Below are 26,048 nucleotides of genomic sequence, written 5' to 3' on the forward strand. Positions count from 1 at the left end.
GATGGATTTTCTAGTGATTATTTGTTTTTCCATTCCACTTGGGTGTCCTCCCATTTCCTGTTTTTTGCAGAATTGATTACTGCCTCACAAACCTTCTGAGTTTCCAATGCATCTCTAAAAGTTGGGTGACATTCTTCACCTTTTTCTAGGCTTTGTAAAAAATCTGCTACTTGATGAACAAAGGAATGTTCATAGCCTAATGACAGTCCCGGAACCCACCATTTATCCATATACGGCTGGTCACCATCCGTCACGTGAATGGACCTCCAACCCCTGACGATGGAATCATCAGCATTGTTGAAATATTCCAAACGATTCATGTCATGAAGATCCCATTTCAACGAACCTTTCTCACCATTGATCTCAAAAGTGAACAAGGCCTTATGTCCGCGAGCATAGCGCGTAGATTCAAATAAACCTAAAGATTGATTATCGAAGTGGCAGTGGAAAATACAGGCATCATCAATTTTTACATCTTCCATTTTGCCTGTTTCTTCATGCATACGTTGTTTCACAAAGATCTCCGTCATTGCCGATACATCCTTGATTCCTCCATTCAACCACATGGCCAAGTCAATACAGTGAGCCAATAGATCTCCCGTTACTCCTGAACCAGCAGCATCCGCATCCATTCTCCAGAATGCAGCACCTCCTTGCGGAAGGTTTTCATTGATGGTCCAATCCTGTAAGAAGTTACTGCGGTAATGGAAAATCTTACCCAATTTACCACTATCCACAATTTGCTTCGCCAAGGTAACAGCTGGTAAACGACGATAGTTGTACCATATCGTATTTTTAACCTTATTGGATTCCACAGCTTCCACCATTTTCTCACCTTCCTCTAAAGTTCGAGATAAGGGTTTCTCACATAAGACCATCTTACCTGCCGCTGCTGCCGCAATCGCGATCTCCATGTGCATATTGTTGGGGGTACAGATGTCTACAGCATCGATATCATCCCTTGCTATTAATTTCCTCCAATCCGTTTCATAGGATTCATATCCCCATTGTTCAGCAAAAGCTTTCACTTTGTCTTCACTGCGGGAACAAACAGCTTTTAAAACAGGTTGATACTCCAAATTAGGAAAGAAGTTAGGTACACGTTTATATCCATTCGAATGTGTTCTTCCCATAAAACCACATCCAATTAATCCTATTCTTAATTCTTTTTTGCTCATGATTTTTTGTTTAGAAAATTATGCCGACCAGCCATTTACATCGCGAACTTCAATCAAGGTTTTCAAGATTGAATCCCATGTTTCCTGTTTATGCATCACCTCATTCGGGAACATACAGCCATCCCAACAGATATGATCAAATGCTTTCGTTGGGTTTCCATTTTCATCTTTCATCCAGAATCCAGCATCTTTGGCAATATCCAATCTGCCATTTGGATCCGTTGGCAAACAATGTCTTCCGGTTTTATCATGTGAACCAGATCCGAATACTGTTCCATCATTTTGTGCAACATGGAAATCAATCGTCCATGGACGCAATTTCGAGGTTAAAAACTTCAATCCTCTTTCTAATTCCTCACGATCATCCCACTGAAAATCTGCTTTCAATATGCGGTCTTCCGGAGCATTATATCCCAATAAATACAAGAAAGTATGCGACATATCCGCTTGGAATCCCATATTATCACGGTCTACCATTTCCAGAGTCTCCAACATCGTTTTCCAACTCTGCATTCCACCCCAACAAATCTCTCCTTCGGCAGCAATGCGCTCGCCATATTCAGCAGCTGCATCACAAGCTCTACGGAAAGTATCGGCAATCAGTTTCGTATTCTCAGTAGGGTTTTTTGCCCATTCTTCCACACTGCTTGCTGAATCCACGCGGATTACATTATTTGTTCTGATACCTTCTTTACGAAGTTTATACCCAAATTCCGCTGCTTTTCTTACGACTTCAACAAAACGGTCACGGTCTGTTTGTGAACCCATTGCTGATCCACCATCAGGTGGCCAAATAGGAGCTACCAAGGTACCGATAGCTAAACCGTAGGTGCCGCCAATTTTATCTACAACAGATTTTATATGATCATCAGAGGTATCTAACTTAACATGCGGATCAAATAATCCTAAGTCAACACCATCGAATTTTACTCCATTTACTTCGGCCTTCGCTGTTTTCTCCAATAACTCATCCAATGAAATGATGGGCTCATGGTCTCCTTTTCCTACAATGCCTGGCCATGTCGCATTGTGTAACTTTGGGAAATTGTTCTTGCTCATAAATAATTGTTTTATCAATGATTAACCTTTTACATCTAAATCCGGATTATCTGGTCCGAAATGTTTCAACATCACTATAGGATCGGTGCTTGAATGATTTTGAATCACAACACCGCGCTTAGCAGCCTCTTCAGAAACAAAATACTCATCAAAGGTCAACTGTCCATAACGGATTAATGCCGGAGTTTCAATGGTCCAATCATTCATTTTTCCATATCCTTGCATCATAATCAATCCATAGGCAGCCGAATCTTTAATGGTCACTGTTTGTCCAGGGAATACCGTTAATTCTTTCGCACTAAATGCAGTTGATTTGTAGCAAACCCATTTTTCTGAATATCCTGCAGCTTCCATTTCTTTTTCATCATGAACAGGTTTTGGTGCCATGAATCTGTTTTTCATCATATCAGGATCCACATTTAAATCCCAATCAATGATATCCATTAAAGCATCATAATCGCCTTTCATGTTCTCAGGAACACCTTTCCATAATAATTCTTCCGGAATGATGGCTTCATTCACCAAAGATTGATACATCGCGAATACATCCGACGCTTTCTGCGGTTCATAAGTACACATACTTCCAGGGGCATGAAGCAAACCTGGAGGAACATCCCATCCAGTCCCTGGCTCTAAACGATATGCTTGTGAGTAATTGGTGATTTTATTATCCCCTTTGCTGAAATTCTCCAAACATTCTTTGATGGTTTCCTTGGATGTTCCCGGAGCGATTCCCATAAAAGTATATGGAAAATCACCACCGTGATTATTCAACTGAGGAGGGAAGTAATAAGCTTCCGGTTTTCCTTGTTGTTCAATTAATGCAGCTTTTTCATCATTGTGATGGATATGGTGGGGTAGTGGCCCCATATTGTCGAAAAACTTCGAATACATTGGCCAGCTTTGATACTCATCCCAAAGACGGTCACCAATTAATTTCCCCTTCAAATGATCCACACAGTCTGATAATAAAACCTGCTCTGTCTTTCCATTTTCCTCATAGACCACAAAACTCAAACCCTCAAACTCACCAGTTAATGGACCATTCTTAGCAGGTGTCGTTGATGAAAACCAACGCTCATCAATTCCACCACGTTCTCCACCTAGCACATAATAGTCGTCTGGGTGAAGTTTAATTCGTCGACCAGGTACACAAAATGATCTCGGTACCCAATTCGGAGCTAATCTTAAAATTCCTTTTCCTTGTTCGAATGCCTTTTCAATGATTTCCATTCTTTTGATATTTATAGGTTTATATACTTGTTTACAAATTCGTTGATGGAGGTAGAGTTATTCAATATACTGATTTCTAAGTTATATTTCCTCTTTTCTCCGGGTTTCAACTGGATTAATTCCCCGCGCTCACGCATTAATTTCTGCCCTAAAGGCGGGTGACTTCCAGGTTCCATCCCTGTTACATATTCTCCTTTGCCCCAATGTTGCCAATTGGTCAACCAAGGCAATTGTTCTTTGTTAAAACTAATTTTCAATGCAAAGCCTAACTTCTCATTGTAAATTCCGCAATCTACTTTTCCAGATGCATCCGCATCCACATCGATCAATGCGGCTTCTTCGCCAGAACCGCTGTGATCCTCACGGGGCTCCTGACAGGTCCGGAAATCCTGACCTTCTTTAAATATTTTATTCGCATCTCCTGTTTCACGAGATTTCCATGCTCCTTTCCAAAGGAGTTTCGTCCCGGCATCAATAAAAGGCCATCCAAAATTGAAGTGGTATAAAATCATATGGGAAGAATTGATATTACCAACATTTTGAATTTCATCATCCAAATAAATGGTAGGATGTCCTAGAACACATCGAATAGTGCGCTTAATTTCGATGTTATCGCCTAGAGGATGGCCTTGAAAAATCTTTCCGGTAATGGACATTTCAAAATCTCCATTTGCTATATCCGGCTGTTTTACGGAGATAAGTTCTGCCGGGCTATTGCTGAATTGATCATGCAATCCGCGCTCGCCATATTCATCCGATTCTGGACCTCCAACATGGGTTACCCCACAGGTGGTCAATAGGCCGCCGCCAAAGGTTCTTAGCCAATCAATACCTTTATCTGAAAAAGGTTGGGGAGCGGTTACTCCCAATCGACTTAACCAACTCAAGTTAAACTGGTTGAATGATGCATCTGCAATGTCCAGCCCTCGGTCTATCACAACTTTAAATCGTAATCCTGCACCTGTGTTTATCCAGGCTATCCGAGTTCCCTTGCCTCTTCCATTATCTAAAATAGAAGTTTCAATGCCTCCGACCTGCGCCACATGGGAGACCTTATTCAACCAGTCTTGATTTGAGTTTTCCAATTCTTTAAATTTTATTTTTTCTTATAAACATCACTGTTCTCATTTCCTCCTGACATCAAATACGCCATGATATCTTTTACCTCATCTGGATTCATTGAATTCAATGTTCCCGGAGGCATAATCGATACTTCCGAACGATTCATCGACTTGACATCGCTCTTCGCAATGGTCTTCGTCACTTGTGGGGCATATGGATTTTGCGAAATCACATAATTCTTCTCATCCTCACTCATTAAACGACCTAATAAGTTTGTGCCATCTTTCATGTGGAATAATTTAGACTCATATTGGTCTGAAATAACCTTACTAGGTTCGATGATAGCTTCCAACATATCGCGTTTTGAGAAACGTGTTCCTAATTGTGTCAAGTCTGGACCTACAGATCCACCTTCGCCTTTGACGGTATGACAAGAACCACATTTTACTGCAAGGAATAATTCTCTACCACGTTTGAAATTACGTTCGCCTGTATTCTCGTCCACTACTTTCAGCGCTGAGTCAATTTCCCAGCCTCTTCCTGGACCTTTTGGACCTTCAACTTTATCAGCCAATCTATTTCCTTGGGCATTGATCAAAGAGTCTCCGGACATTTTGCCGTACATCGCCAATTGATCCTGTGGTACATTCTTCAAGGCCATTTTACGTGCATTATCGATGAAACCGATGTAACTGTTTCCTCCTTTGAATCCAAAGGCTTTGTAGAACCAGTTGAAATATTGTTCTCTAAGTTCTGGAGTCCAACCAACGCTGGTATTACTCAAGGCAGTTGCCATAAAGATTTGTTGCGCAGGTGGGATATTAGCCAACATATCAGCGATATCCAATCCATATTGCGGATTTCTTAAAATCAAATTCGAAGAATTCATAAAGCTGGTTTGCGTGGTGTCATCCTTCGCATTTGCCAATAATTCTAATGATTTTTTAACAGCCGGTTCGCTATTTAACGCAAGTAGAATCTTCGATAATTCTCTGTTCATGTAATTTGATTTCGCCGGATAGAATGGCTCCAATCGTTGTGCTAATGCTGCTGCATCTGCATCATTGACCTTACCCATACGGGCAATCACAAGCTCATAAACTCTCAATAAATTCTCCAACATCTTTGGCGTGATTTTCTCAACAGGAATAGTAGCCAATTTCTTCATGATCTGAGGCTGCATGGATGCATCCGCCACATGGGCCATTGCCACCATTACTTCTGTCAAACGAACCACATTGCGCTCTGCAAAAACTTTGTCTTTCCAAGTGTCAAATGGTTGATGCTCCACAGCAATGCGTGCTGCATAACGAATATGACGATCTTCATGACCTAGGTATTCCCATACTTTATCCACAGTGCCTGCTGGAGATGGTCTATGGTATTGCTCGATTTCTCTGCGCAATTTCACTAAATCAGAGGGCTCCGATTTCTTAACTTCATTGTTGATCTTTTCACGATCTTTATGATATACGCGATATAAATCTGATTCCAAACGACGACCACCTGTCAAGAAATATAAGCTTCCATCAGGTCCAATAGTACCATCTGTAAGTGGAAGTGGAGATCCTGAAATAAACTCCTCTGCTTTCGCGGTATAACTTGATCCCTTCGGTTCTAAATGGATAGCATAGATAATCCCGAAACTCCAGTCAAACGCCAATAAGCTGTTTCTGTATTTTTCTGGGAACTTCGCTTGATTAGGGTTGATAAAGTTGGTTGGTGAACCTTGTCCAATGTTCAAGGTAGCAGGTAGGTTATCCAAAAAGCGCTCATCCCACTTCGCATCACCTTTTCTCCAACCATATTCAGCACCACTTGTCACATGCAGTATACGCGTAGGACGATACCACGGCATACCAAAATCCCATTCCATATCGGAATCATAGGTGAATAATTCACCTTCATTATTGAAGGCAAGGTCAAAACCATTACGCATACCTGAAGCAATCAGATCCCATGATTTACCTTCTGAATCTGTTTTTGCAATCCAGCCTCCATTTAAATGAGAGTCAGAATCATGACCATGAGTGTCCAGGATATATGGTATTAAATTATCAACCTTATCACTTGGCAATGAACGGTAATTGTCCATTTTTGGAATGGTCGTAAAGTTTCCGGCGATTACATAGATCATGGAATCCGGTCCTAGGACAATACTGTGTGGACCATGTTCCCCTTCGCCATCCAATGCCATCAACTGCGTGATTTTATCCAATTTATCATCGTTGTTGGTATCCTGCAAACGATACAAGCCCGATCCTTTTGAAAGGTTTTCATTAGGACGGTGGTTAATCATTACATATAAGCTGTTATAAGCCCAAAGCAACCCTTGTGCGAAGCCCATTCCAACTTTTGTAGAGGATGTATCCTTCGGATCACGACCCTCAATAGGAAAATCTAGTGCTTCGATTTTAGGCTTTACCGTTGAGTCCGACCCAAGTGGCGGCAATTCGACCCGGAATAACCCGCCAAATTGATCCGATGTGATCATCCGACCTTTATCATCAAAAGTCATTGATACCCAGGAACCTTTTTTGTCATCCGAAGGGCTATAGATATGTTCGATCTCAAAACCTTCCGGCAAAACGATTTTATCCGTTTTCGGATTAGGTTCTTTGACCACTTCTTTTTCCTTTTCTTGTTTACATGATCCTGCTAAGAAGAGGAGAAGCATAGCAAACAAATACGATTGTGCTCTTTTAGTCTTTATCATTTGGTTTTTATGTTGTTTTATGGTTTATAACAGCTTTTTAATTTACCAACCCTGATTCTGAGGAATTCCATTAATCTGAATTTCTCGCTGCGGAATTGGGAACAATAGTTTAAATGGTTGAATGTTGTAAGATGCTGCACTTAATCTGGTTAATCTCTTCTTCTCTTGAGCACCATGAGCGGTCATTACTTCTATAGCTTTTCCCGTTCTTAACAATTGATACCATCTATGATCCTCAAACGCCACCTCAATACGTTGTTCTTTTGCAATTGCATCACGCAATGCTTCTTTGGAAAGTCCAGCTAATGGTTGCAAGCCTGCACGTTTGCGGACTAGGTTTAGGTTAGCAATAGGATTTCCACTTCCAGCTTCGTTCTGAGCTTCTGCCAATAATAACAATACATGCCCGTAACGGTAAACTGGCCAATTCTCATTGGAACGCCCATCCTCAATATAAGGTGGATGGTAAAATTTCTTAATGAATGGAATCTTGCCTCCAAATGCTACCGACTCCTGGAATTTCGAATTCGAAGGGTCAGAAAACAATTGAATGGATTTATCACGACGGTTATCTCCTTGCTCATAGGCATTGTAGATACTTGGCGTCGGAATATTACTTCCGCCTAAGTTTCCAGAATATCCTACCAACTGCATTTTCGCATTGCGAGGGCCAAACATGTAAATGAAATTACTGTTCTCGCCTTCTACCGATTGATCGTATTGTATCTCAAAAATCGATTCTGCATTATTTTTGTTCGCTGGATTGAAGCAGGATGCATAATCTGGCATCAAGGAATAACCTAACTTGGTTACTTCCTGAAAATTGGTTACTGCTTCAGCATATTGTTTTCTGGTCAGATAAACATCGCCCAGTAGGGTATATGCTGCTCCTTTGGTTACTCTTCCAGCATTGTTCTTTTCATAGCTTGCCGGTAAATTGGCGATCGCATCCTTGGCATCCTGAATAATGACAGCATAAACCTCATCAACGCTTGCTTTCTTACCATCGGTGAAAGCATCTTGTGGATTTGCCACCTCTTTTGTATGCAAAGGAAGCTCACCAAATAATCGGACAAGATGAAAATAGGCAAATCCTCTGATAAATTTAGCCTCACCGAGGTATTGTAACTTTATTTTTTCATCCGAGAAGGTTACTTGGTCAATTCTGCTGATAATTACGTTCGCCTGTTGGATGATTCCATAGAGATTTACCCAAGTCGTATTGACGTAATTATTGGATGAGGTAATCAAGAATTCATCAATCTCCTCCCGCTGTTGTACACCACGGTCGGTTTCATCATACTGATAATTGGTATTGTCGGAACGCATTTCGGTCATCGCCCAGAAATCACTGGTATATAAACCTTGTAATCTACTGTAAACACCATTCACCGCACGAAGGACTTGACCCTCGTTTTCATAATAATTATCGCCACTGGAAAATGTATAGGGTTTTACATCCAATAAATGGTTGCAGGAAGTGCTCATGCTCAATAACCCTAGACCTAAAAGAATATATCTTAATTTCATAATCTTTGTCTCTTAAAAGTTAAAATTCAAACCTAATGTGTAGATCTTTGGAACAGGGTATGCCGAGTAATCAATTCCCGGTACCAATGGCGATGTGTCACCACGGTTAATGTTTGTTCCTTCTGGATTGCCTTCATATCCTGTAAATAAGAATGGATTTTGAAGGTTCGCATAGATCCTTAGGTTGTTAACAATTCCTCCTATACTTTTTGGTAGGGTATAACCAACAGTTATGTTTTTTATCCATAAGTAGTCAGTTTTGTCAATGAATAGCGAGTGTGTATCCCGATACATAACACGACCTCTACCCGTACCATTGGTTGTTGGTACCAATCCACTTCCTGGATTAGATTCTGAACGCCAGCGATCTGCAACTTCCTTTCTAACATTGAATACACCATCGATGTTATCTGTGTAGAATCGCGTCGCATGTAGCATTTCTTGTCCTTTCGAACCTACCATCATGACTCTCAAGTCAAAAGCTTTATAAGTCAAGTTATTCGTCATCCCAAAGGTGAAGTCTGGATATGGATTACCAATGACGTCAAAGTCATCATTTGGCGTAATCTGTCCATCACCATTGACATCTCTCATCCTTAAATTCCCCGGAATAGCTCCTGGAAACGCTGCATACTGGTCAACTTCAGCTTGGTTTTGATAGATTCCTTCTACAACATAACCGATGATCATACCTACTGGCTCACCGATACGCGTAATATTGGTGAAGTTACCCTCTGAACTCGCCCCTGAATAAATAGGATCGGTACTACGGCCTAAGGCAATAACCTTATTCCGGTTGAAGGAGATGTTAAAGTCAGTGTTCCATGTGAAATTATCCTTCACAATGTTGGCTGAGCTAACTGAAAACTCATATCCTTTATTTTCTACATCACCACGGTTTTCAACAACAGACCCAAATCCTGATGATTGTGGAATTGGGGTTCCCAATAAGAGATCCAAGGTATTCCGCTTATAATAGTTGGCAGTGAAGGACAAGCGATTATTCCAGGTACTAAAGTCTACACCTATGTTCAATTCTTTCATTCTCTCCCAACCCAAGAAACTATTTCCTAAACTATTCATCGTACGACCTGGTGCTAAACTACCTCCGAAGACATAATTTGCCGTTCCAATGCCGCTCAAGGATGCATAGTTTGCAATGTTGAAGTTTCCTGATCGACCGAATGATGCTCTAAGTTTCAATTCATTTATCCATTCCTTGTCTTTTAAGAAAGGTTCCTCAGATAAACGCCATCCCACAGCTACCGAAGGGAATGAACCCCAACGGTTGTCTTTTCCGAATCGCGATGAACCATCTGCACGATAAGATGCAGTAAGGATATAACGATCCAAATAGGAGTAATTCACCCTCGCCAAATATGAAATCAATGCCCAGTCTTCAATACCTGTTCCTCCAGTAATTCGAGCAGCAGCATTTAAAGTCTGAATATCATCATCCGGAAATTGACTTCCATTGAAATTGGCATTCTTATTTTTTTGTACCTGTACTGAATATCCCGCTAATGCTGAAATCGAATGACCACTTTCAGTGCTGTAATCATAATTCAAAGTATTCTCATTCGCCCAGTTCAAGTAACTGCCACGCCAATAGCTTCCACTTGGAATTGTTGGCCCCGGAGCATTTTGATTAGGAATAGTGGATGGTCTGAAATATTCACCACTTTCGTCTTGATAATCTACGTTGAAGGTGGTCTTGAACTTTAAATTATCCAAGAAGCTATATTCAGCATAGGTGCTCATCAACATTTTAAGCTTTGAGCTCTTGTTGGTCCTTTGATTCAGATACATCACGGGATTCGGGTTTCCGAATGTTCCTGCTGATTGAATGTATGGTACATAGGAACCATCATCGTTATAGATCTTTCCAACCGGTGTTGTAATTTCAAAGAATTCATCACGACCTTGACCGTTGATTCCACCTTCTAAATACGATAGCGTAGGGTTGATGTTCATCCCTAGTTTAAGTTTTCTGAGGAAATTCCCTTCTACATTTGCCCGGATTGAAAAACGGTCAAATCCAGAATTCAACATAACTCCTTTTTGGTTGAGGTATCCTGCTGAAACAAAAGAGCGAATACTTTCATTACCTCCTGAAAAACTCACGTTAATATCGGACATGGGTGCAATACGAGTAACCGCATCATACCAATCTACACCTTCACCCAATGCTGCTGGGTTACGGTATTCTTCTGGGATATCATTTATTGTTGGTTCGCGGCCTTCCTCGAATCTGATCCTATCTTCGATGGCCTCCTTGCGGAACTGTGCGAATTCCGCAGCATTCATTAAATTAGGTCTTCCTTTTTGTGGAACTTGTTGCAAGCCTGAACTGGCCGCAACATCGATCTTCATCTTTCCATCCGAGCCTCTTTTGGTGTTGATCAAGATTACCCCGTTGGATCCACGAGAACCGTAAATCGCTGTCGCCGATGCATCCTTCAATACCGTCATGGATTCAATGTCATTCGGATTCATGGTCGCTAATGGGTTTCCACGTTCTGAAGATGAACCGGGAACCGGGAAACCATCAATTACATATAATGGCTGACTTCCAGCACCAATAGCACTCATACCGCGGATTTGAATCTTAGGACCTCCACCAGGGGTACCATTGGATGTACTTACCGACACCCCGGCGATTTGTCCTGAAAGTGCCTGATCCGGACTCGCTAATGCTTGTCCTTTCACGTTTTTCATGGAAACCGCTGCAATGGATCCTGTAACATCCTTTTTCTGTTGACTACCATATCCCACAACAACAATCTCGGAGATATCCTCACTGCTGCCTTCTAAAGAAACGTTTTGTGTTCCGGCAGCATTGACTACAATCTCCTTCTGTGCGAAGCCGATATTGTCAAAAGTTAAGGACTGACCTTTGTTCAACTCAATTTCATAATTTCCTTCAGCATCCGAAGCGGTCGCTGAAGTGGTTCCTTTTACACGAATGGAAACCCCAGCCAAAGGCATACCTTGAGCATCCGTCACCTTTCCTGTTACCTTAATTTTCTCTTGAGGAGTTGAGGTCAGTGAACTGAAGTCCAAACTATGGCTCATGGAAATATGAAATGTCTCTTTATCCATTGATGAATAATTTGTGGTCTCGGAATGTCCCGCCTGAGATAGTATCAGTGCTGGGAAGATTAACGATAATTGCAAGAATCTCTTCTTAGGTTCAGTTCCGAAAGTGAACCCAAATACCTTCCTGAATGTTACTGAAGGCGCAATGAATCGATGGTTTTTAGTTTTGTTTAATTGGTCATATTGCATACCTTTGCAAAGTTAAATGGTTAAACCATAAAGAGTTTCGACCCTCTTGTGACGTTTAAAAAGACCATTAATAATATAGAACCGATGGTGCGGGAACACTATCGGTTTTTTTATATAGGTCTCAATCCTTGTTATATATCAATAACAAATCATCCTTTTTCTAAGTTATACATGTTTTAGTCTTCATTTGGTTTATTGGTAACCTAGGTTGTGGGGTTACCAGAATTAGTTATTTAATTAGGTTGCCTATCCTTAAAGGCTTGATTCAAATATAAATATCCAATTTAGGTTGAGCATCCTGCACCGTCCTGTTTAAACACCCTCATGTAAGAGCAGGATAGTCCTTTCCATCCGCTTGCTTAACTTTAAAAACATTTTCAGAATTATAACCTATTCTACCATGACACATAAATTTTCTCTAATACTATTCAGTATTTGTTTATCATTTTTTGTCTCTCATGCTCAGCATAAATTGAGCGATGGCTCCAAGCATATCAGCCCAATGACCCGAGAATATATCTATCCAACCCGTATTGTTTGGCAAGATGGCCAGATCAATGCTTCAGATAATTTAATGCTGGACGGAAATGGTCAGGCAAATTTGAATAACGAGCATATTACCATTCTTAAAAATAATGCTACGCAGACCAGTTCTGTTCTTTTGGATTTTGGCAAGGAGATTAATGGTGCTGTAGAAATTATCACCGGCATGTGGGGCGGAGGAAATACCCCTAGAAATGTTCGGATAAGGTTAGGAGAGTCTGTTTCTGAAGCGATGTCGGAGATTGGCGACAAAGGTGCTACAAATGACCATGCTATGCGGGACATGAAATTGCAACTTCCATGGTTAGGCAAAAACCAGACTGGTGAATCGGGATTCCGTTTTGTTCGGATCGACTTTTTGGACCCCGATGCTGAATTACATTTAAGAGAAGTTAGAGCGATTGCTACCTATCGTGACATCCCTTATCTCGGGACATTCAAAAGTAGCGATGAGCGATTAAATAAAATCTGGGAAGTAGGAGCATATACCGTGCACCTGAATATGCAGGATTATTTATGGGATGCCATAAAACGCGACCGTTTGGTATGGGTGGGGGATTTACATCCTGAAGTAGCAACAGTAAATACCGTTTTTGGATATAATGATGTTGTTCCCAAAAGTCTGGATTTAGCAAGAGAATCTACTCCGCTTCCAGGTTGGATGTGTGGCATCAGTACCTATTCCATGTGGTGGATTGTATTGCACTATGATTGGTATATGGCACATGGTGATCTAGCTTATTTGGAAGAGCAAAAACCATATCTACAAGGATTGGTTAAACAGATCTTGAGCAAGGTAAAAGATGGAAAAGAGCAGATGGATGGGACTCGCTTTTTAGATTGGCCTTCCAGTGAAGATAGTTTGGCCGTACATGCAGGATTGCAAGCCATGACCATATTAGGACTTGAAAAAGCTTCTCAAATAAGTACTTTCTTAAATAATCCGGAGACCAAAAAACTTTGTGATGATGCCTTGGTGAAAATGAGAAAAGTAAAACCCGATCATAATCAATCCAAACAGGCAGCAGCATTAATGTCATTGGTGGGATTAATGGATAAAGAAAAGGCTTATCAAGATGTATTAAAAGTCGGTGGTGCGAAAAACTTCTCCACTTTTTATGGCTATTATATGCTGGAAGCCATGGCCAAAGCAGGTAAATATCAGGAAGCAATGGATATCATCTCCGAATATTGGGGGGCTATGTTGGATTTAGGAGCTACTACCTTCTGGGAAGATTTTAATATTGAATGGCTTCCAAATGCAAGCCGTATTGATGAATTGGTGCCCGAAGGAAAAATAGATATTCATGGCGATTTTGGGGCATATTGCTATGTTGGACATCGTCATAGTTTTGCACATGGCTGGGCCTCAGGTCCTACCTCTTGGTTATCCGAGCATGTGCTTGGAATCAAAGTCGCTGAACCCGGAGGCAAGGCTTATACCGTTAAACCCCATTTAGGAAATCTAAGTTTTGCTGAAGGTACTTTCCCTACTAAATATGGTATCATAAAAGTTAAGCACACAAAAGATGCAAATGGAAAAATAATTTCCGAAATTGAAGCACCTAAGGAAATTAAAATAATAAGATAATCCGACCATGAAATTATATCAGCTATTCTACTCTATTTCCCTATTTCTGCTCTTACAATTGAATTTTGCTTGGGCCAATATTCAACCTACCTACTTGCGCACGGAGTATAAGGTTAATCCTTTCGTGGAAGAAAGCAAGCCACGGTTAAGTTGGGAATTGCAAGGCAAGGGATTCAATAAGTCTCAGATGGCCTACCAAGTGCTGGTAGCCAGCACGGAAGCCTTATTGAAGAAGAATCAGGGTGACTTGTGGGATAGCAAAAAAGTAACCAGCAATCAAACTAATCAAATTGAATATTCAGGTAAGTTGTTGAAGTCTGGACAACGTGTTTTTTGGAAAGTTAGGGCCTGGGATGAGAAGGATAGAGCGGGAGATTGGTCAGAAATCCAATATTGGGAATTGGCGAAACCTAATCCTGACGATTGGAAAGCTAAATGGGTGGGTATAGATTTGAATCACTTGGCAAAACCCGGAGAATATCATCTACCTCCATCGCCCTATATTCGGAAACAAGCTAATCTGAAAAAGAAAGTAAAATCAGCTCGTTTATATATCAGTTCTTTGGGCTTACACAATTTTTATATCAATGGAAATAAAGTTGGTGAAGACTTCTTTGCCTCTGGATGGACGGATTATAATAAACGAGTTTATTATAATGTTTACGATGTTAGTGAATATTTAAACTCAGGAGAGAATACTTTTGGCGCCATACTTTCCAGTGGTTGGTATGCAGGCTATTTAGGCTACGCCTTATTGGTAGGCTCACCCCAAGTCCATCAGTTCTATGGCAAATTCCCATTATTAAAAGCCCAAATCGATATACTTTATGAGGATGGTACGAAGGAAGAGGTTATTACTGATTCCAGCTGGAAAACTGGTACAGGTGCAATTTTAGAATCTGATTTTTTAGAAGGTGAGAAACATAATGCTACCAAGGAACCTATTGGATGGAATAAGGTAGGCTTTGATGCTTCCTCATGGGCAAATATCCAGGAATTTCCTGACAGAAAAGGTCAGCTGATTGAACTCTATCCAAGTAACCCTGTTCGTATTCTTCAAGAATTACCAGCCAAGTCTGTTAAAAAGATTGCCGAAGGCAAGTACATCATTGATTTCGGACAAAACTTCGCCGGTAATATTCGTCTAAAAATTAGTGGGTCAAAAGGAGATTCCTTGCAGTTTAGATATGGTGAAATGCTATTTCCTGATGGGAAATTGATGACGGATAATTTAAGAAAAGCTAGGGCTACAGATACCTATATCTTAAATGGTTCAAAGAATGAAGAATGGAGTCCAAGTTTCACTTTTCATGGATTTCAATTTGTAGAAGTTTCTGGTCTAAAGGAAGAACCTAATAAGGACTTCTTAACAGGTTTGGTATTAAGTTCTGATCTGGATCAGGTAGGGCAATTTCATTCTGATAATAGCATGTTGAATCAACTATATAGCAATATCCTGTGGACGCAGAAAGCGAACTATTTGGATATTCCTACGGATTGTCCTCAACGTGATGAACGCTTGGGCTGGACTGGGGACGCGCAAATTTATATGCGCTCAGCAATTTTCAATGCCGATGTTGCACCATTTCATAAAAAATGGATTCAAGATTTAAATGATGCCCAATGGTCCAATGGCGCATTCCCGATTTATGCTCCTATGCCAGTGAATAATCAGGGCGAAGCAGCCATTCGGGCATCGGACGCCTTCTCTCCGGGATGGTCTGAAGCAGGAATAATCTGTACCTATGAATATTTCAAAGCCTACAATGATTTACGTATCGTTCGGAAGTCACTTCCCTATATGAATAAGTTTATGGCATTTCTCAAGGCTAGAACCAAAGGCAATGTATTGCTCGAAGGCTCCTTTGAAGATGTCAATCCTAAAGGAGGTTTTGGCGATTGGTTATCGGTAGGTGAAAAAACTAGCCCTGACCTATTGGCCACGACTTATTATTTCTATTGCAATAAATTAATGGCGCAGATGTGCCGAGCTATTGGGAATATGCGACTGGCTCATGATTATGAAAAAGAATCTCATGCAGTAAAACTTGGATTCAAAAAACACTATATGGACCAAGATGGCAAGTTGAAAACCAATGCTGCATTTTATGGAAATGGCGAAGGATATGTTGAAGGGCAGAATGGATTTTCGGGTCATACCCAAACAGCATATGCGAATGCCTTATACTCTGGGATTTTAGATGAGGAAGATGCAAATTTAGCTGGGAAGTATTTACGGGACTTACTGGAAGCAAATGGCAATAAATTAAGTACTGGATTTTTAGGATTTAAACCTTTATTGCCTGCCTTAACAGCTTCTGGTTCTTCGGATATGGCTTATGAGCTTTTGCAAAGTACCGAATATCCTTCCTTGGGATATGAGGTTGTCAATGGCGCAACTTCCATTTGGGAGCGTTGGGATAGTTTCACTAAGGACAAGGGCTTTGTACACAATGCCGCGATGAATTCCTTTTCACATTATGCATTCGGCTCGGTCAATGAATGGATGTTTGAGCATTTGCTAGGAATTCGTGCCAAGGAAAATGGCTATCAGGAAGTATATATACAACCTGAGATTGGTGATTTTGGAATGAAATCAGCTTCCGGATCTTTCCGTTCCATGTCGGGAAATATCAAAAGTGCTTGGGCAAAATCCGATAAGGAAATTGTGCAGGAGATTGAAATTCCGATAAATGTGAAAGCAGTTTGTATCATAAATTCTGAGAATACCCAAAATATCATTGTCAATGGGGAACCCGTTGATCGGAATAATTTGGTCTTATCTGTCAAGAAATTAAATGGCCAGATCATGATTGAACTAGGTTCCGGGAAGTACGAAATCAAAACTAAAATATGAAACAAGTCGCTTTTAAAATGAAACTCAATGCCGGGAATGAGGCGGAATATCTGCGCAGACATCAGGAAATATGGCCAAAACTAGCCGATTTGCTAAAGGAAAGTGGAGTTTCAGATTATGCCATTTATTTGGATCCTGATACATTGGACCTATTTGCAGTTCAAAAGTTAAGGGCTGATTTTGATGAGGATAAATTAAAGGAAAATCCAATCATGAAAGAATGGTGGGAATATATGAAAGACCTCATGGAAACGAATCCCGATTATTCCCCAAAAACTTCTATCTTAAAAGAAGTATTTTACTTACCTTAGGTTTTATACTTTGTAAACCTATATTGAAATACTTTAGAACTTATGACTTCCAAGGTAACTGATTTCTTGAAAACTATTCAGATTAGTGACTTTTCAGCAACTCCAAAATATAAACAATTGGCAAGTGCCATTATCGATGCGGTAAAAATTGGAACACTGGAAAAGGACGACATGTTGCCTTCAATCAATGAGCTTTCTGTTTACGTCGATATATCCAGAGATACCGTAGAAAAAGCCTATAAATTCCTTAAAAATGCGGAAGTAATAGCTTCTATTCCTGGAAAAGGGTATTATATTGCCACTGCGGATGTCAAACAAAGACAGAAAATCGCAATTCTTCTCAATAAACTTAGTGCCCATAAAAAGATCGTCTATGATTCCTTTGCCAGGGAATTAGAAGATGATGCAGCCCTCGATTTATTTGTTTATAACTCCGATATCACTTACCTGAGGACCTTATTGGGTGGTCTAACCAAGACTTATGATTATTATGTTCTTTTTCCGCACTTTAAGGAGGGTAGGGACCAAGCCCCGGAGATTATTAACAAGTTGATTCCTCGAGAGAAACTTGTTTTGTTGGGAAAGTATATTGATGATATTCAGGGTGATTTTGCTGCGGTATATGAAAATTACGAAAAAGACATTTATGGTGCTTTGGAAGAAGCATTACCTTCTTTAAGTAAATACCATACCCTGAACCTGATCTTCCCAGATAATAGTGATTATCCGAAAGCCATCATCAAAGGTTTTTATAAGTTTGCTCAACAGTATGCCTTCAATCATTCATTGGTCAGCGAGCTGGACAAAGAAAAAATTGAGTTGGGAAGCTGTTATATCAATATAGCCGAGGACGACCTGGTGAAGTTATTGGATAAGATCATTAAGAAGAACCTTAAAATCGGTCAGGATGTGGGAGTCATATCCTACAATGAAACCCCATTGAAAAAGTTTATTCTGAATGGGATTACCACGATTTCTACCGACTTCCAGATGATGGGTAAAATGGCGGCTGAACTTATCAAAAATAGATCTAAGGAACATATGGAAGTGCCTTTTTACCTAAAACAAAGACCTTCCATCTAAGGTAGTTTTTCCTTAAAACATTTTGCCTAGGTTAACTGTTCATAACCAAGCAAAAATTCACAAAATGAAAATCTTCAAGTCCATTATCTTCACCTTATTTGGTTTAGCATTTATCTTCTTCGGAACGGCAAAATTTGTTAATATCATTCCTCCACCCGAATTGACTGAAGCCCAATTATCCATTACAGAAGCTTTGGTGAAATTAAAATGGTTAATTCCTCTGGTAGGAACCATGGAAATAATAGGAGGGTTCTTGGTTGCTATTCCTAAAACGAGAGCCTTAGGAGCTATCGTATTACTCCCAATCCTGATTGGTGTCGTCCTGCATCATTTAACATTAGATCCTGCAGGAACACCTATGGCAGCTGTCCTTGGCCTGATTGATATCTGGATCATCGTCGATAACCGTAGAAAATATCTCCCTATGATAAACCAGGCTTAATAATAGATTCAACTGTTCAGTCTTTCTACTATCTCAATTCTCACATCCCACATCTCATATCTAAAAACAATAAATGCGAGCATTGCTCGCATCTATTGTTTTTATTTAACAGGGTACTCTTTAAAAATTCCTTCGACTACCTTGGGAAGATTGTTGATTGACTTTTCTGGGGTATTGATTTCGCCAGACCCTCTAGCTTGCCAAACCACCGAATTTGATTTTCGGTCTACGGCTTCAATAATCAAGTGGGAGTAACGAACTTTCTCTTTACCCACAGGGTAAGATGTTCCGCCCCAGCCATAGCCCCACCAAGGACTATAACCCCAAGGACCTCCCCAGCCCCAACCAGCGTTACCATAAACCATTCTACTCTTGTTGTTCACAATAGTGATGTAACGGAATAAAATGTCCGGATTCTCCTTGCTATAACGCATTCCTCTTGCTTCTAATTCCCGATTGGCACTGGAAAGAATATTGTTCCTTGCAATATCATTCGTAAAATAGTTTTTTGACAAAGAATCAACCGGTGGTAACCACCCATAGGTTTTATATTGCGAGAAGTCCAAGGTTTGAACTCTCGTAGTATTATATTTATACGAGCTACAGGCGCCTAGAACTAAGACAACCCCTAGTAGCATAACTGACCAAAACTTTTTCATAAATCTCAATTTATTGTATTAGACGTAATTAGCCTTATAAAGTTTAATCTCAAAATGAATATTTTGCCACCAATGGCATTGACCTTCCTGGACCAAATGCTTTCGGGCTAACCCGCAGAATAGGAGGCGCTTGAAACCTCTTGAACTCCGCATTGCAAAGTAGCTTATTTACCCGATTTACTAAGGCTTCATCGAAGCCTAAATTGATGACATCTTCCCTTGATTTCTCCATCTCAATCAGCTGAAATAAAATAGAATCCAGGATATCATAATCCGGCAATGAATCAGAATCCTTTTGATCTGGTCTTAATTCTGCAGAAGGTGGTTTTACTATCGTATTGATTGGAATTATCTCGCGTTCCCGATTGATGTACTTCGCCAATTCATAAGCCTGAGTTTTATATACATCTCCGATAACACTTATTGAACCCGCCATATCTCCATATAAGGTTCCATAGCCTACAGCCGCCTCACTCTTGTTTGAAGTGTTCAGTAAAATATTGCCGAATTTATTTGAAATGGCCATTAACAAGGTTCCCCGAGTTCTAGCCTGAATATTTTCCTCTGTGGTATCTTTTTCCTTCCCTGCAAAAGTCTCTTCCAAAGTCTCCTCAAATGCTGAAGCAATATCTTTAATCGGAATTATTTTATGTTGGCAGCCTGTGTTTTCCACCAAATCCAAGGCATCTTTCAAGGAATGGTCCGTTGAATAAATGGAAGGCATTAATACAGAAAGAACATTTTCCGATCCTAAGGCTTCACATGCCAAGGCAGCAACCAAGGCAGAATCCAATCCTCCGGAAAGTCCTAGCACAGCAGTTTTAAAACCAGATTTCTGGAAATAATCTTTTAATCCTAAGATGAGAGCATCATGGATCAAGGATATTTCCGAAGTTTTAACCGGCTGATAAGTTGAGCTACTGCTGAGATCATTATTCTGTAATTCTACATATTGAAGATCTTCTTCAAATGCTTTTAATTCAAGGATGACCTCTGCTTTTTTATTTAATGCCAAAGAGCGACCATCAAAGATAATATCAGTTTGCGCACCGATTTGATTCACATAAATCAATGGCGCACTTCCCTTGATGACATTCCGCATGAGGACGTTCTTTCTGCTGTCAAAATGCGTATATGAAAATGGAGAGGCAGCAATATTGATAATCAAGTCTGGATTTTCTTTCGCCAATTCCAACATAATATCACCTACATAAGAATTTGGTCCATCATCATCCCACAGGTCTTCACAGATGGTTAAGGCAATAGTTTTCCCTTTGAAATTTATGCAACTGACATGCGGATTAGGCTCGAAATAACGATACTCATCAAAGACATCATAATCTGGTAATAAACTCTTTTTGCAGATGTTTTTGACTTCGCCATCTTCGATCAAGAGAGCCGCGTTGTATAAGAGCTTACCTTCGCCATCTTGATTGGGTACAGGCGCTCCAATTATACAAGCAATACCTTGACAATGTTGGGCGATGGACTCAATACTTTGATAGCATTGTTTTAAGAATGCGGAGTTGCGAAGTAAGTCCTTTGCTGGATAACCAGAAATGGCTAATTCAGCAAATACAATAAGTTCGGCACCCGCGGTTTTGGCTTTTTGAATGGTATCAATAATTTTCTGATTGTTCTTTTCAAAATTTCCAATATGGTAGTTAAGCTGTGATAAAGCAATCTTCATAAATCCTGAATTTATTGTAAAAATAGCAATTAAATTTAGTTTTAACCTAAATCTGAATGGTCAAATGCGTGTGAAAAAGGGCAGGGATAATGGATTTTTAGGAATGGATTAATATCGGAGAATGACCAAGGATAACTCAGGTCAAATTTTTATTTCTATCGGATTTTTGGCGGACTTGGGTCGGAGTTCCATCGGACCTTGTTCGAATTTTTGCGGCTATTGTCCGGAGAAGGTCCGGAGAAGGTCCGGCTGTGATCCGGTAATGTTATGAATTATGGCTGTATTATTTACGAGTTTAAATAGGAGTAGAGGGTACAAAAAAAAGGCAATCTTTCGATTGCCTTTTTTGTAAATATTATTTGATTTTTTGTACTAGTACTGACTTTTCAATTCAGTTACCTCAATGTTGAACACCAATGGTGAGTCAGCAGGAATCTCTCCTTTTGTTTTATTGTCATAACAGTAAGGAGATGGAGCAATAAATCTGATTTTATTGCCTTTTAACAATCCGTGTGGTAAAATACCTGAGAATGAATTTTTAGATTTGTTTTGTGGATAAAAAATGTACAACCAAGCTGGAATTACATTATTAATTGCCATTTGAGTAGGTGTAGTTTTTTCATCAAAAACTTTACCATCCATTAATTCACCTTTGTATTTGATGTTAGCAATCACAGGAACCCAAGAGTTTGCTGTTGCTACATATTCATAAGTACTGTCTACTGTTGAAGGTAATACTTCATACCAAATACCTGTAGCACTGTCTTTCTTTGCATTTGCACCAAATTTTTGTTTTGCATATTCTTCAAGAATTGGCGCTTGCTTTTTTAATGTAGAATCAATTCGTGCATTTTCTTCTTCTTGAGTCGGACCATCATATTCATCTGTTTTCATACAAGAAGAAACAGAAACCACAGCTAAAAGAGCAATAACGAATAATTTTAAGTTTTTCATATTTGTTTAAGTATCTTAATTACGTAACGGTAAACGAGTCTAAATTTTATTTTGCTACAGCTACCGATATAAAATTATAAAATATTTAATATTTGCTTAATACTTAGATAATTAATTTTTTTCGATTTGACGGAAAAATCTGCGTTTAACAGCATTGTCATAGGGAAAATAGCCTTGTTCTTTTCGCCGATTAATATTTGTGCAATAGGATGAAATTTTCCAGTTTTTTTTATTTTATGCTCACTTGCATAAGTTTCGCCATCAAAATTCACCGTATCGACCGACTCTGCATCAAATTCTACAGCATAATATTCTTTATTGAGTTTTTCAATGACTTTTGGATCCTGAAATGTTTCATTCAACATTTTCTTGCAATAAGCACACCAATCGGTATGCAAGAATATTAACACTGGTTTAGGGTTCTGATTTAAGGAGTCACTCAATTGTTCAAAACTAATCCAATTAACGACAGATTCGCCAGGCTCTTGGGCCTTAAGCGAACCTGTCATCATCAGGTAGGTGAAAATGAATATTTGTAACAACCTCATTAGTGAAAATGTCCTACTTTAATACCAAATGTTATTGTTCTTGGTCTTGATGGTCCATAAATATAGTTGGAATCACGTAGTGCTCCCTTATCAAAGTCTTTTTGAAATGCATTGAATATGTTCTGCATTCCACCGAATAGTTCAATGCTGAAGTCTTTCTTTAAAGAGAAGGTATAGCCTAATCTGAAGTTGGCTTCAACAAAGTCCGGTGAATTCTTAAGAACCATTTCTTCGCCTTCCAAGACATGGGGAACAAGCATGCTGCCGGTATATACACCAGTAATATCAACATTGAATGGTTCGAAAGGCTTCCAGTTTGCATTGAAGTAACCGTAAACATTTGGTGTGCGAACGAATTTCTTGCTGCTTACATTCTCAGCAGGAGTCTTTCCTTCATACAATAACTGATCATCTGCATACTCAGAACGTTGAATGGTTCCACCCATTTGAAAGCTATACTTTGAAGACGGAGCAATGTTCAATTCCAGGTTTGAGCCATACACTTTAGCTCCTGTACCATTTCTCATTTCCTGAATGATTAAGTTTTCATCCTCAGAGGTCATGATATTGGTGAATGGGTTTTGTAAATCTGTATAGAATCCTTCAACCAATAAGCTGGTTTGAACAGCGCCGAAATTCTTGGTGAAATTCAAGGATCCCGTGTAGGCGTTCGAATATTCAGTTTCCAGGTTTTCGCCTATTAATACAAATACTTGTTGACCGCCAATGGAAGTAACGTGCATATCTTCATTGAAAGCCTGTGGAGCTCTAAATCCGCGCGCAAATCCACCGCGGAATTGAAGATAATCCGTGATATCATATAAAAGGGTTAATCTTGGACTAAATGTTCCAAAATTTTGAGCTGAGTTACGGTCGTATCCTGCTAATTTATAGCTTCCATCAACATAGGTATAATCATAGCGTGCACCAATCAACGTTTTTAGATTCTCTAAAATATTCCATTCATACTGTGCATATGAACCCAGACCATGCGTTTTCTGATCAATCAATCGGTCGTAGCCCGGAATATTGTCCTTAGTACTGTTGTTATTGTATTCCACTCCAGCAGTGATCACATCTTTTTCAAAGTTATAGGTGTACTGAGCGCCAACGACCATTGCAAAATCGTCTGTATCGCCATAGGCATTGGAAGCAAGGATGCTGTCTTGTGCAGTTCTTCCACCACCTAAACCACCATAAAAGCTTTCTCTGTCCGTAACCTGTCCAGAACCATAAAGCGATAATTTATGTTTATAATCCTTTGAATAATGGTCATAAGTCAAACCTCCAATAAAGGTGTTCGTTCTTAATTGTTCTGTTACATCGGTAAAGTGAGGTGCTTTATCCAAATGGTCACCACCTCGGCGGAATTCATTTAAGGCACTTAGATCCAAAGTGATTTTATTGAATTCCGAAGGTTTAAAAAATGCCTTTGTTCCAAAAGTGATGTTTTTCAACTTGGTCATTTCAGAAAATCCATCGCCATTCGCATCATAGGCTTCACGGTTACGGTGCATTCCATAAAAAGTTGCTCCAGCCTTCAAATCATTATCGACATAGGAGGTATTGAAGTCAATGGTGTTGTCCCAAGCTGAACCACCAATGATGGAGTTGGTAGATTTGATTTGCCAATCATTCTCAACTGGATCCTTGGTAATGATGTTTATGGTTCCAGCAATGGCATTTGCGCCAAACAAAGCCGATCCACCAGAACGTACCACTTCAATTCTATCAATCATGGAGGTTGGAATCTGATCCAGTCCATAAACTGAGTTCAATGCCGAGAACACTGAACGGCTATTGATTAGAATCTGAGAGTAGGCTCCCTCCATACCGTTCAAGCGGACTTGCGTGAAGCCACAGTTTTGGCAATTGTTTTCAACCCGTACTCCCGGTTGATAGTTTAATGTTTCAGACATGGCTACCGACTGGGTTGCTGTAAATAGTTTTGGACTCAAAACATTCACGATAACCGGTGCCTTTTTTCTTTCCATTCCATATCGAGAAGCACTAACTACGACTTCATTCAGATTCAAATTATCTTCATGCAGGGTAATAGTGATTCCTGTTTGGGAGCTGGAACTGATTTGTTTTTTTGTTGTTTGATAACCTACGGCTCTTACCGTTAGGTTTTTATTTTGATTTCCGTGTAAGTCTAATTCAAAATACCCCAAACTGTCTGTTGCGGTTCCAACTTTGGTTCCTTCCAACTGTACCGTTGCATTGGGGATTCCATCTTGTTTATCGTTTATGATACGACCTGAAATTTGGGCAAATAAAGCCTGATTACCTAGGCCTAGGCATATTAAGATCAGGAAATTCCTGAGTAAAAGTAATTTCATATATATTTTAGCTGTTCTGTTTTAGCTGAATTTCAATACCCAGATGGTATGGGAACCCAGCAATGAGTAGGAGCATAATTGTCCTACAAAAAATAAATTAACATTGACGATATGCTGAAGACCTCTGACCATAAATAAGGGTTAGAGGAAAGCATCATTGTCAATCCACGAAAAAATGATTAAGCTAAAATAGAGGGAGGGCCACGTCCAGCGCAGATGTTATGGACTTGGAGAATAATATTAAAGGTCCTAATTCCAAATTCTATAACGTTGAATTCTGGAAGAATAGGGGCTTCAAATACATAAGGAGACCAGTTCAGATAACTTCCCTGGAATACGATATCTAGGAAACGAATTTCAGCATCGGAATGGTGATGATGGTGTTTTTTTTCGCCTAGATTATAAGGGTGGATGTGAGTGACAATTTCACCGGTCGAAGTGACCTCTTTGTGCATGAAGACTACACCACTAGTAATGATACCACACATCCATACGAGAAGGAAGCTGGCAACAAATTGGCGGTATGAGGTTAGTCTATGCATGCACAAGTCAAAAGTATGCTAAAATTAGCATAAAAAATGCTTTTATTTCTGTTTAAACAATTTTATTATGCTCGTCAGGGAATACTAGGAGAGGTTTATGGTTTCTAGCCTCTTCACGTTCCATAAGTGCATAAGAAATAATAATGACGATATCTCCCACTTGCACTAAGCGAGCTGCGGCACCATTTAAACAGATAGTTCCGGTTCCACGCTCTCCAGGGATAACATAAGTCTCAAGTCTTGCGCCATTATTATTGTTTACGATTTGAACTTTTTCGTTGGCAATAATATCGGCAGCATCCATTAAATCTTGGTCAATGGTTATACTTCCCACATAATTCAATTCAGCCTGCGTAACGCGGGCTCTATGAATTTTTGATTTCATTACTTCTATCATCATGATACAAAGTTAGTCTTTTA

18 protein-coding genes are annotated in these 26,048 nt (G+C 39.8%); 5 read left to right on the forward strand and 13 right to left on the reverse strand.

The features are described from left to right. Positions 1–17 precede the first annotated feature (17 nt). Genes ACF3OC_RS03120 through ACF3OC_RS03150 form a run of 7 tightly spaced genes read right to left on the reverse strand, consistent with a single transcriptional unit; the run spans position 18 to position 12,066 of the window. Positions 18–1,178 (reverse strand): Gfo/Idh/MocA family protein, encoded by a 1,161-nt coding sequence (locus ACF3OC_RS03120; RefSeq protein WP_218823945.1) that lies wholly within the window; start codon positions 1,176–1,178, stop codon positions 18–20. Between the two features lie 18 nt (positions 1,179–1,196). Beyond that, positions 1,197–2,237, reverse strand: a complete 1,041-nt coding sequence (locus ACF3OC_RS03125; protein ID WP_094255387.1) for a sugar phosphate isomerase/epimerase — start codon at positions 2,235–2,237, stop codon at positions 1,197–1,199. Positions 2,238–2,258: 21 nt separating this feature from the next. Next, a complete protein-coding gene (locus ACF3OC_RS03130) occupies positions 2,259–3,470 on the reverse strand; it encodes a hypothetical protein (RefSeq protein WP_094255386.1) in 1,212 nt (403 codons plus the stop codon). A gap of 11 nt (positions 3,471–3,481) precedes the next feature. After that, positions 3,482–4,555 (reverse strand): aldose 1-epimerase family protein, encoded by a 1,074-nt coding sequence (locus ACF3OC_RS03135; protein ID WP_094280167.1) that lies wholly within the window; start codon positions 4,553–4,555, stop codon positions 3,482–3,484. An 11-nt stretch (positions 4,556–4,566) separates the two neighbouring features. Next, positions 4,567–7,248 carry a c-type cytochrome gene (locus ACF3OC_RS03140; protein WP_094255384.1) on the reverse strand — a complete coding sequence of 894 codons (2,682 nt, stop codon included), beginning with the start codon at positions 7,246–7,248 and terminating at the stop codon, positions 4,567–4,569. A gap of 42 nt (positions 7,249–7,290) precedes the next feature. Beyond that, a complete protein-coding gene (locus ACF3OC_RS03145) occupies positions 7,291–8,778 on the reverse strand; it encodes a RagB/SusD family nutrient uptake outer membrane protein (RefSeq protein WP_392470874.1) in 1,488 nt (495 codons plus the stop codon). Between the two features lie 12 nt (positions 8,779–8,790). Continuing rightward, positions 8,791–12,066, reverse strand: a complete 3,276-nt coding sequence (locus tag ACF3OC_RS03150; RefSeq protein ID WP_094280165.1) for a TonB-dependent receptor — start codon at positions 12,064–12,066, stop codon at positions 8,791–8,793. 400 nt (positions 12,067–12,466) lie between these two features. Here ACF3OC_RS03150 and ACF3OC_RS03155 point away from each other — a divergent pair, with 400 nt between their 5' ends. From ACF3OC_RS03155 to ACF3OC_RS03175, 5 genes are all read left to right on the forward strand, one after another. Continuing rightward, the gene (locus ACF3OC_RS03155; RefSeq protein WP_392470878.1) at positions 12,467–14,200 is read left to right on the forward strand and encodes an alpha-L-rhamnosidase; all 1,734 of its coding nucleotides are present in this window, start codon (positions 12,467–12,469) and stop codon (positions 14,198–14,200) included. A 7-nt stretch (positions 14,201–14,207) separates the two neighbouring features. Continuing rightward, on the forward strand, positions 14,208–17,057 hold the full coding sequence (locus ACF3OC_RS03160) for an alpha-L-rhamnosidase (RefSeq protein WP_094280163.1): 2,850 nt from the start codon (positions 14,208–14,210) through the stop codon (positions 17,055–17,057). After that, complete coding sequence (locus tag ACF3OC_RS03165) at positions 17,054–17,368, forward strand: L-rhamnose mutarotase (RefSeq protein ID WP_094255379.1); 315 nt, start codon at positions 17,054–17,056, stop codon at positions 17,366–17,368. The genes ACF3OC_RS03160 and ACF3OC_RS03165 overlap by 4 nt, the downstream gene beginning before the upstream one ends. A 42-nt stretch (positions 17,369–17,410) precedes the next feature. Then, on the forward strand, positions 17,411–18,451 hold the full coding sequence (locus ACF3OC_RS03170) for a GntR family transcriptional regulator (protein ID WP_094255378.1): 1,041 nt from the start codon (positions 17,411–17,413) through the stop codon (positions 18,449–18,451). Positions 18,452–18,515: 64 nt separating this feature from the next. After that, positions 18,516–18,893, forward strand: a complete 378-nt coding sequence (locus tag ACF3OC_RS03175) for a DoxX family protein (protein WP_094255377.1) — start codon at positions 18,516–18,518, stop codon at positions 18,891–18,893. A gap of 101 nt (positions 18,894–18,994) precedes the next feature. Here ACF3OC_RS03175 and ACF3OC_RS03180 read toward each other — a convergent pair whose 3' ends face one another. The 6 genes from ACF3OC_RS03180 to panD form a co-directional block, all read right to left on the reverse strand. Then, positions 18,995–19,552, reverse strand: coding sequence for a DUF4136 domain-containing protein (locus ACF3OC_RS03180; protein WP_094280162.1), 558 nt, complete (start codon positions 19,550–19,552; stop codon positions 18,995–18,997). Positions 19,553–19,601: 49 nt separating this feature from the next. Beyond that, entirely contained in the window at positions 19,602–21,242 is a 1,641-nt protein-coding gene (locus ACF3OC_RS03185; RefSeq protein WP_094280161.1) for an NAD+ synthase, read from the reverse strand. A gap of 372 nt (positions 21,243–21,614) precedes the next feature. Continuing rightward, positions 21,615–22,196: an FKBP-type peptidyl-prolyl cis-trans isomerase gene (locus ACF3OC_RS03190; protein ID WP_094255374.1), complete on the reverse strand. Its 582-nt coding sequence runs from the start codon at positions 22,194–22,196 to the stop codon at positions 21,615–21,617. A 74-nt stretch (positions 22,197–22,270) separates the two neighbouring features. Further along, a complete protein-coding gene (locus ACF3OC_RS03195; protein WP_094255373.1) occupies positions 22,271–22,744 on the reverse strand; it encodes a thioredoxin family protein in 474 nt (157 codons plus the stop codon). Then, the gene (locus ACF3OC_RS03200) at positions 22,744–25,086 is read right to left on the reverse strand and encodes a TonB-dependent receptor (protein ID WP_094280160.1); all 2,343 of its coding nucleotides are present in this window, start codon (positions 25,084–25,086) and stop codon (positions 22,744–22,746) included. Before ACF3OC_RS03200 ends, ACF3OC_RS03195 begins: the two co-directional genes overlap by 1 nt. A gap of 594 nt (positions 25,087–25,680) precedes the next feature. Beyond that, positions 25,681–26,028 carry an aspartate 1-decarboxylase gene (gene panD, locus ACF3OC_RS03205; protein ID WP_094255370.1) on the reverse strand — a complete coding sequence of 116 codons (348 nt, stop codon included), beginning with the start codon at positions 26,026–26,028 and terminating at the stop codon, positions 25,681–25,683. Positions 26,029–26,048: the final 20 nt, after the last annotated feature.

The organism is Sphingobacterium cellulitidis, from assembly GCF_043187465.1.
In the GTDB taxonomy this organism is placed as follows: domain Bacteria; phylum Bacteroidota; class Bacteroidia; order Sphingobacteriales; family Sphingobacteriaceae; genus Sphingobacterium; species Sphingobacterium cellulitidis.

What these genes read in the sequence shown, in the direction of transcription:
- ACF3OC_RS03155 (WP_392470878.1), top strand. Translation starts at nt 12,467, where the DNA reads ATGACACATAAATTTTCTCTAATACTATTCAGTATTTGTTTATCATTT.
- ACF3OC_RS03145 (WP_392470874.1), bottom strand. Translation starts at nt 8,778, where the DNA reads ATGAAATTAAGATATATTCTTTTAGGTCTAGGGTTATTGAGCATGAGC.
- ACF3OC_RS03175 (WP_094255377.1), top strand. Translation starts at nt 18,516, where the DNA reads ATGAAAATCTTCAAGTCCATTATCTTCACCTTATTTGGTTTAGCATTT.
- ACF3OC_RS03140 (WP_094255384.1), bottom strand. Translation starts at nt 7,248, where the DNA reads ATGATAAAGACTAAAAGAGCACAATCGTATTTGTTTGCTATGCTTCTC.
- ACF3OC_RS03165 (WP_094255379.1), top strand. Translation starts at nt 17,054, where the DNA reads ATGAAACAAGTCGCTTTTAAAATGAAACTCAATGCCGGGAATGAGGCG.
- ACF3OC_RS03180 (WP_094280162.1), bottom strand. Translation starts at nt 19,552, where the DNA reads ATGAAAAAGTTTTGGTCAGTTATGCTACTAGGGGTTGTCTTAGTTCTA.
- ACF3OC_RS03170 (WP_094255378.1), top strand. Translation starts at nt 17,411, where the DNA reads ATGACTTCCAAGGTAACTGATTTCTTGAAAACTATTCAGATTAGTGAC.
- panD (WP_094255370.1), bottom strand. Translation starts at nt 26,028, where the DNA reads ATGATGATAGAAGTAATGAAATCAAAAATTCATAGAGCCCGCGTTACG.
- ACF3OC_RS03120 (WP_218823945.1), bottom strand. Translation starts at nt 1,178, where the DNA reads ATGAGCAAAAAAGAATTAAGAATAGGATTAATTGGATGTGGTTTTATG.
- ACF3OC_RS03185 (WP_094280161.1), bottom strand. Translation starts at nt 21,242, where the DNA reads ATGAAGATTGCTTTATCACAGCTTAACTACCATATTGGAAATTTTGAA.
- ACF3OC_RS03160 (WP_094280163.1), top strand. Translation starts at nt 14,208, where the DNA reads ATGAAATTATATCAGCTATTCTACTCTATTTCCCTATTTCTGCTCTTA.
- ACF3OC_RS03195 (WP_094255373.1), bottom strand. Translation starts at nt 22,744, where the DNA reads ATGAGGTTGTTACAAATATTCATTTTCACCTACCTGATGATGACAGGT.
- ACF3OC_RS03200 (WP_094280160.1), bottom strand. Translation starts at nt 25,086, where the DNA reads ATGAAATTACTTTTACTCAGGAATTTCCTGATCTTAATATGCCTAGGC.
- ACF3OC_RS03130 (WP_094255386.1), bottom strand. Translation starts at nt 3,470, where the DNA reads ATGGAAATCATTGAAAAGGCATTCGAACAAGGAAAAGGAATTTTAAGA.
- ACF3OC_RS03125 (WP_094255387.1), bottom strand. Translation starts at nt 2,237, where the DNA reads ATGAGCAAGAACAATTTCCCAAAGTTACACAATGCGACATGGCCAGGC.
- ACF3OC_RS03190 (WP_094255374.1), bottom strand. Translation starts at nt 22,196, where the DNA reads ATGAAAAACTTAAAATTATTCGTTATTGCTCTTTTAGCTGTGGTTTCT.
- ACF3OC_RS03150 (WP_094280165.1), bottom strand. Translation starts at nt 12,066, where the DNA reads ATGCAATATGACCAATTAAACAAAACTAAAAACCATCGATTCATTGCG.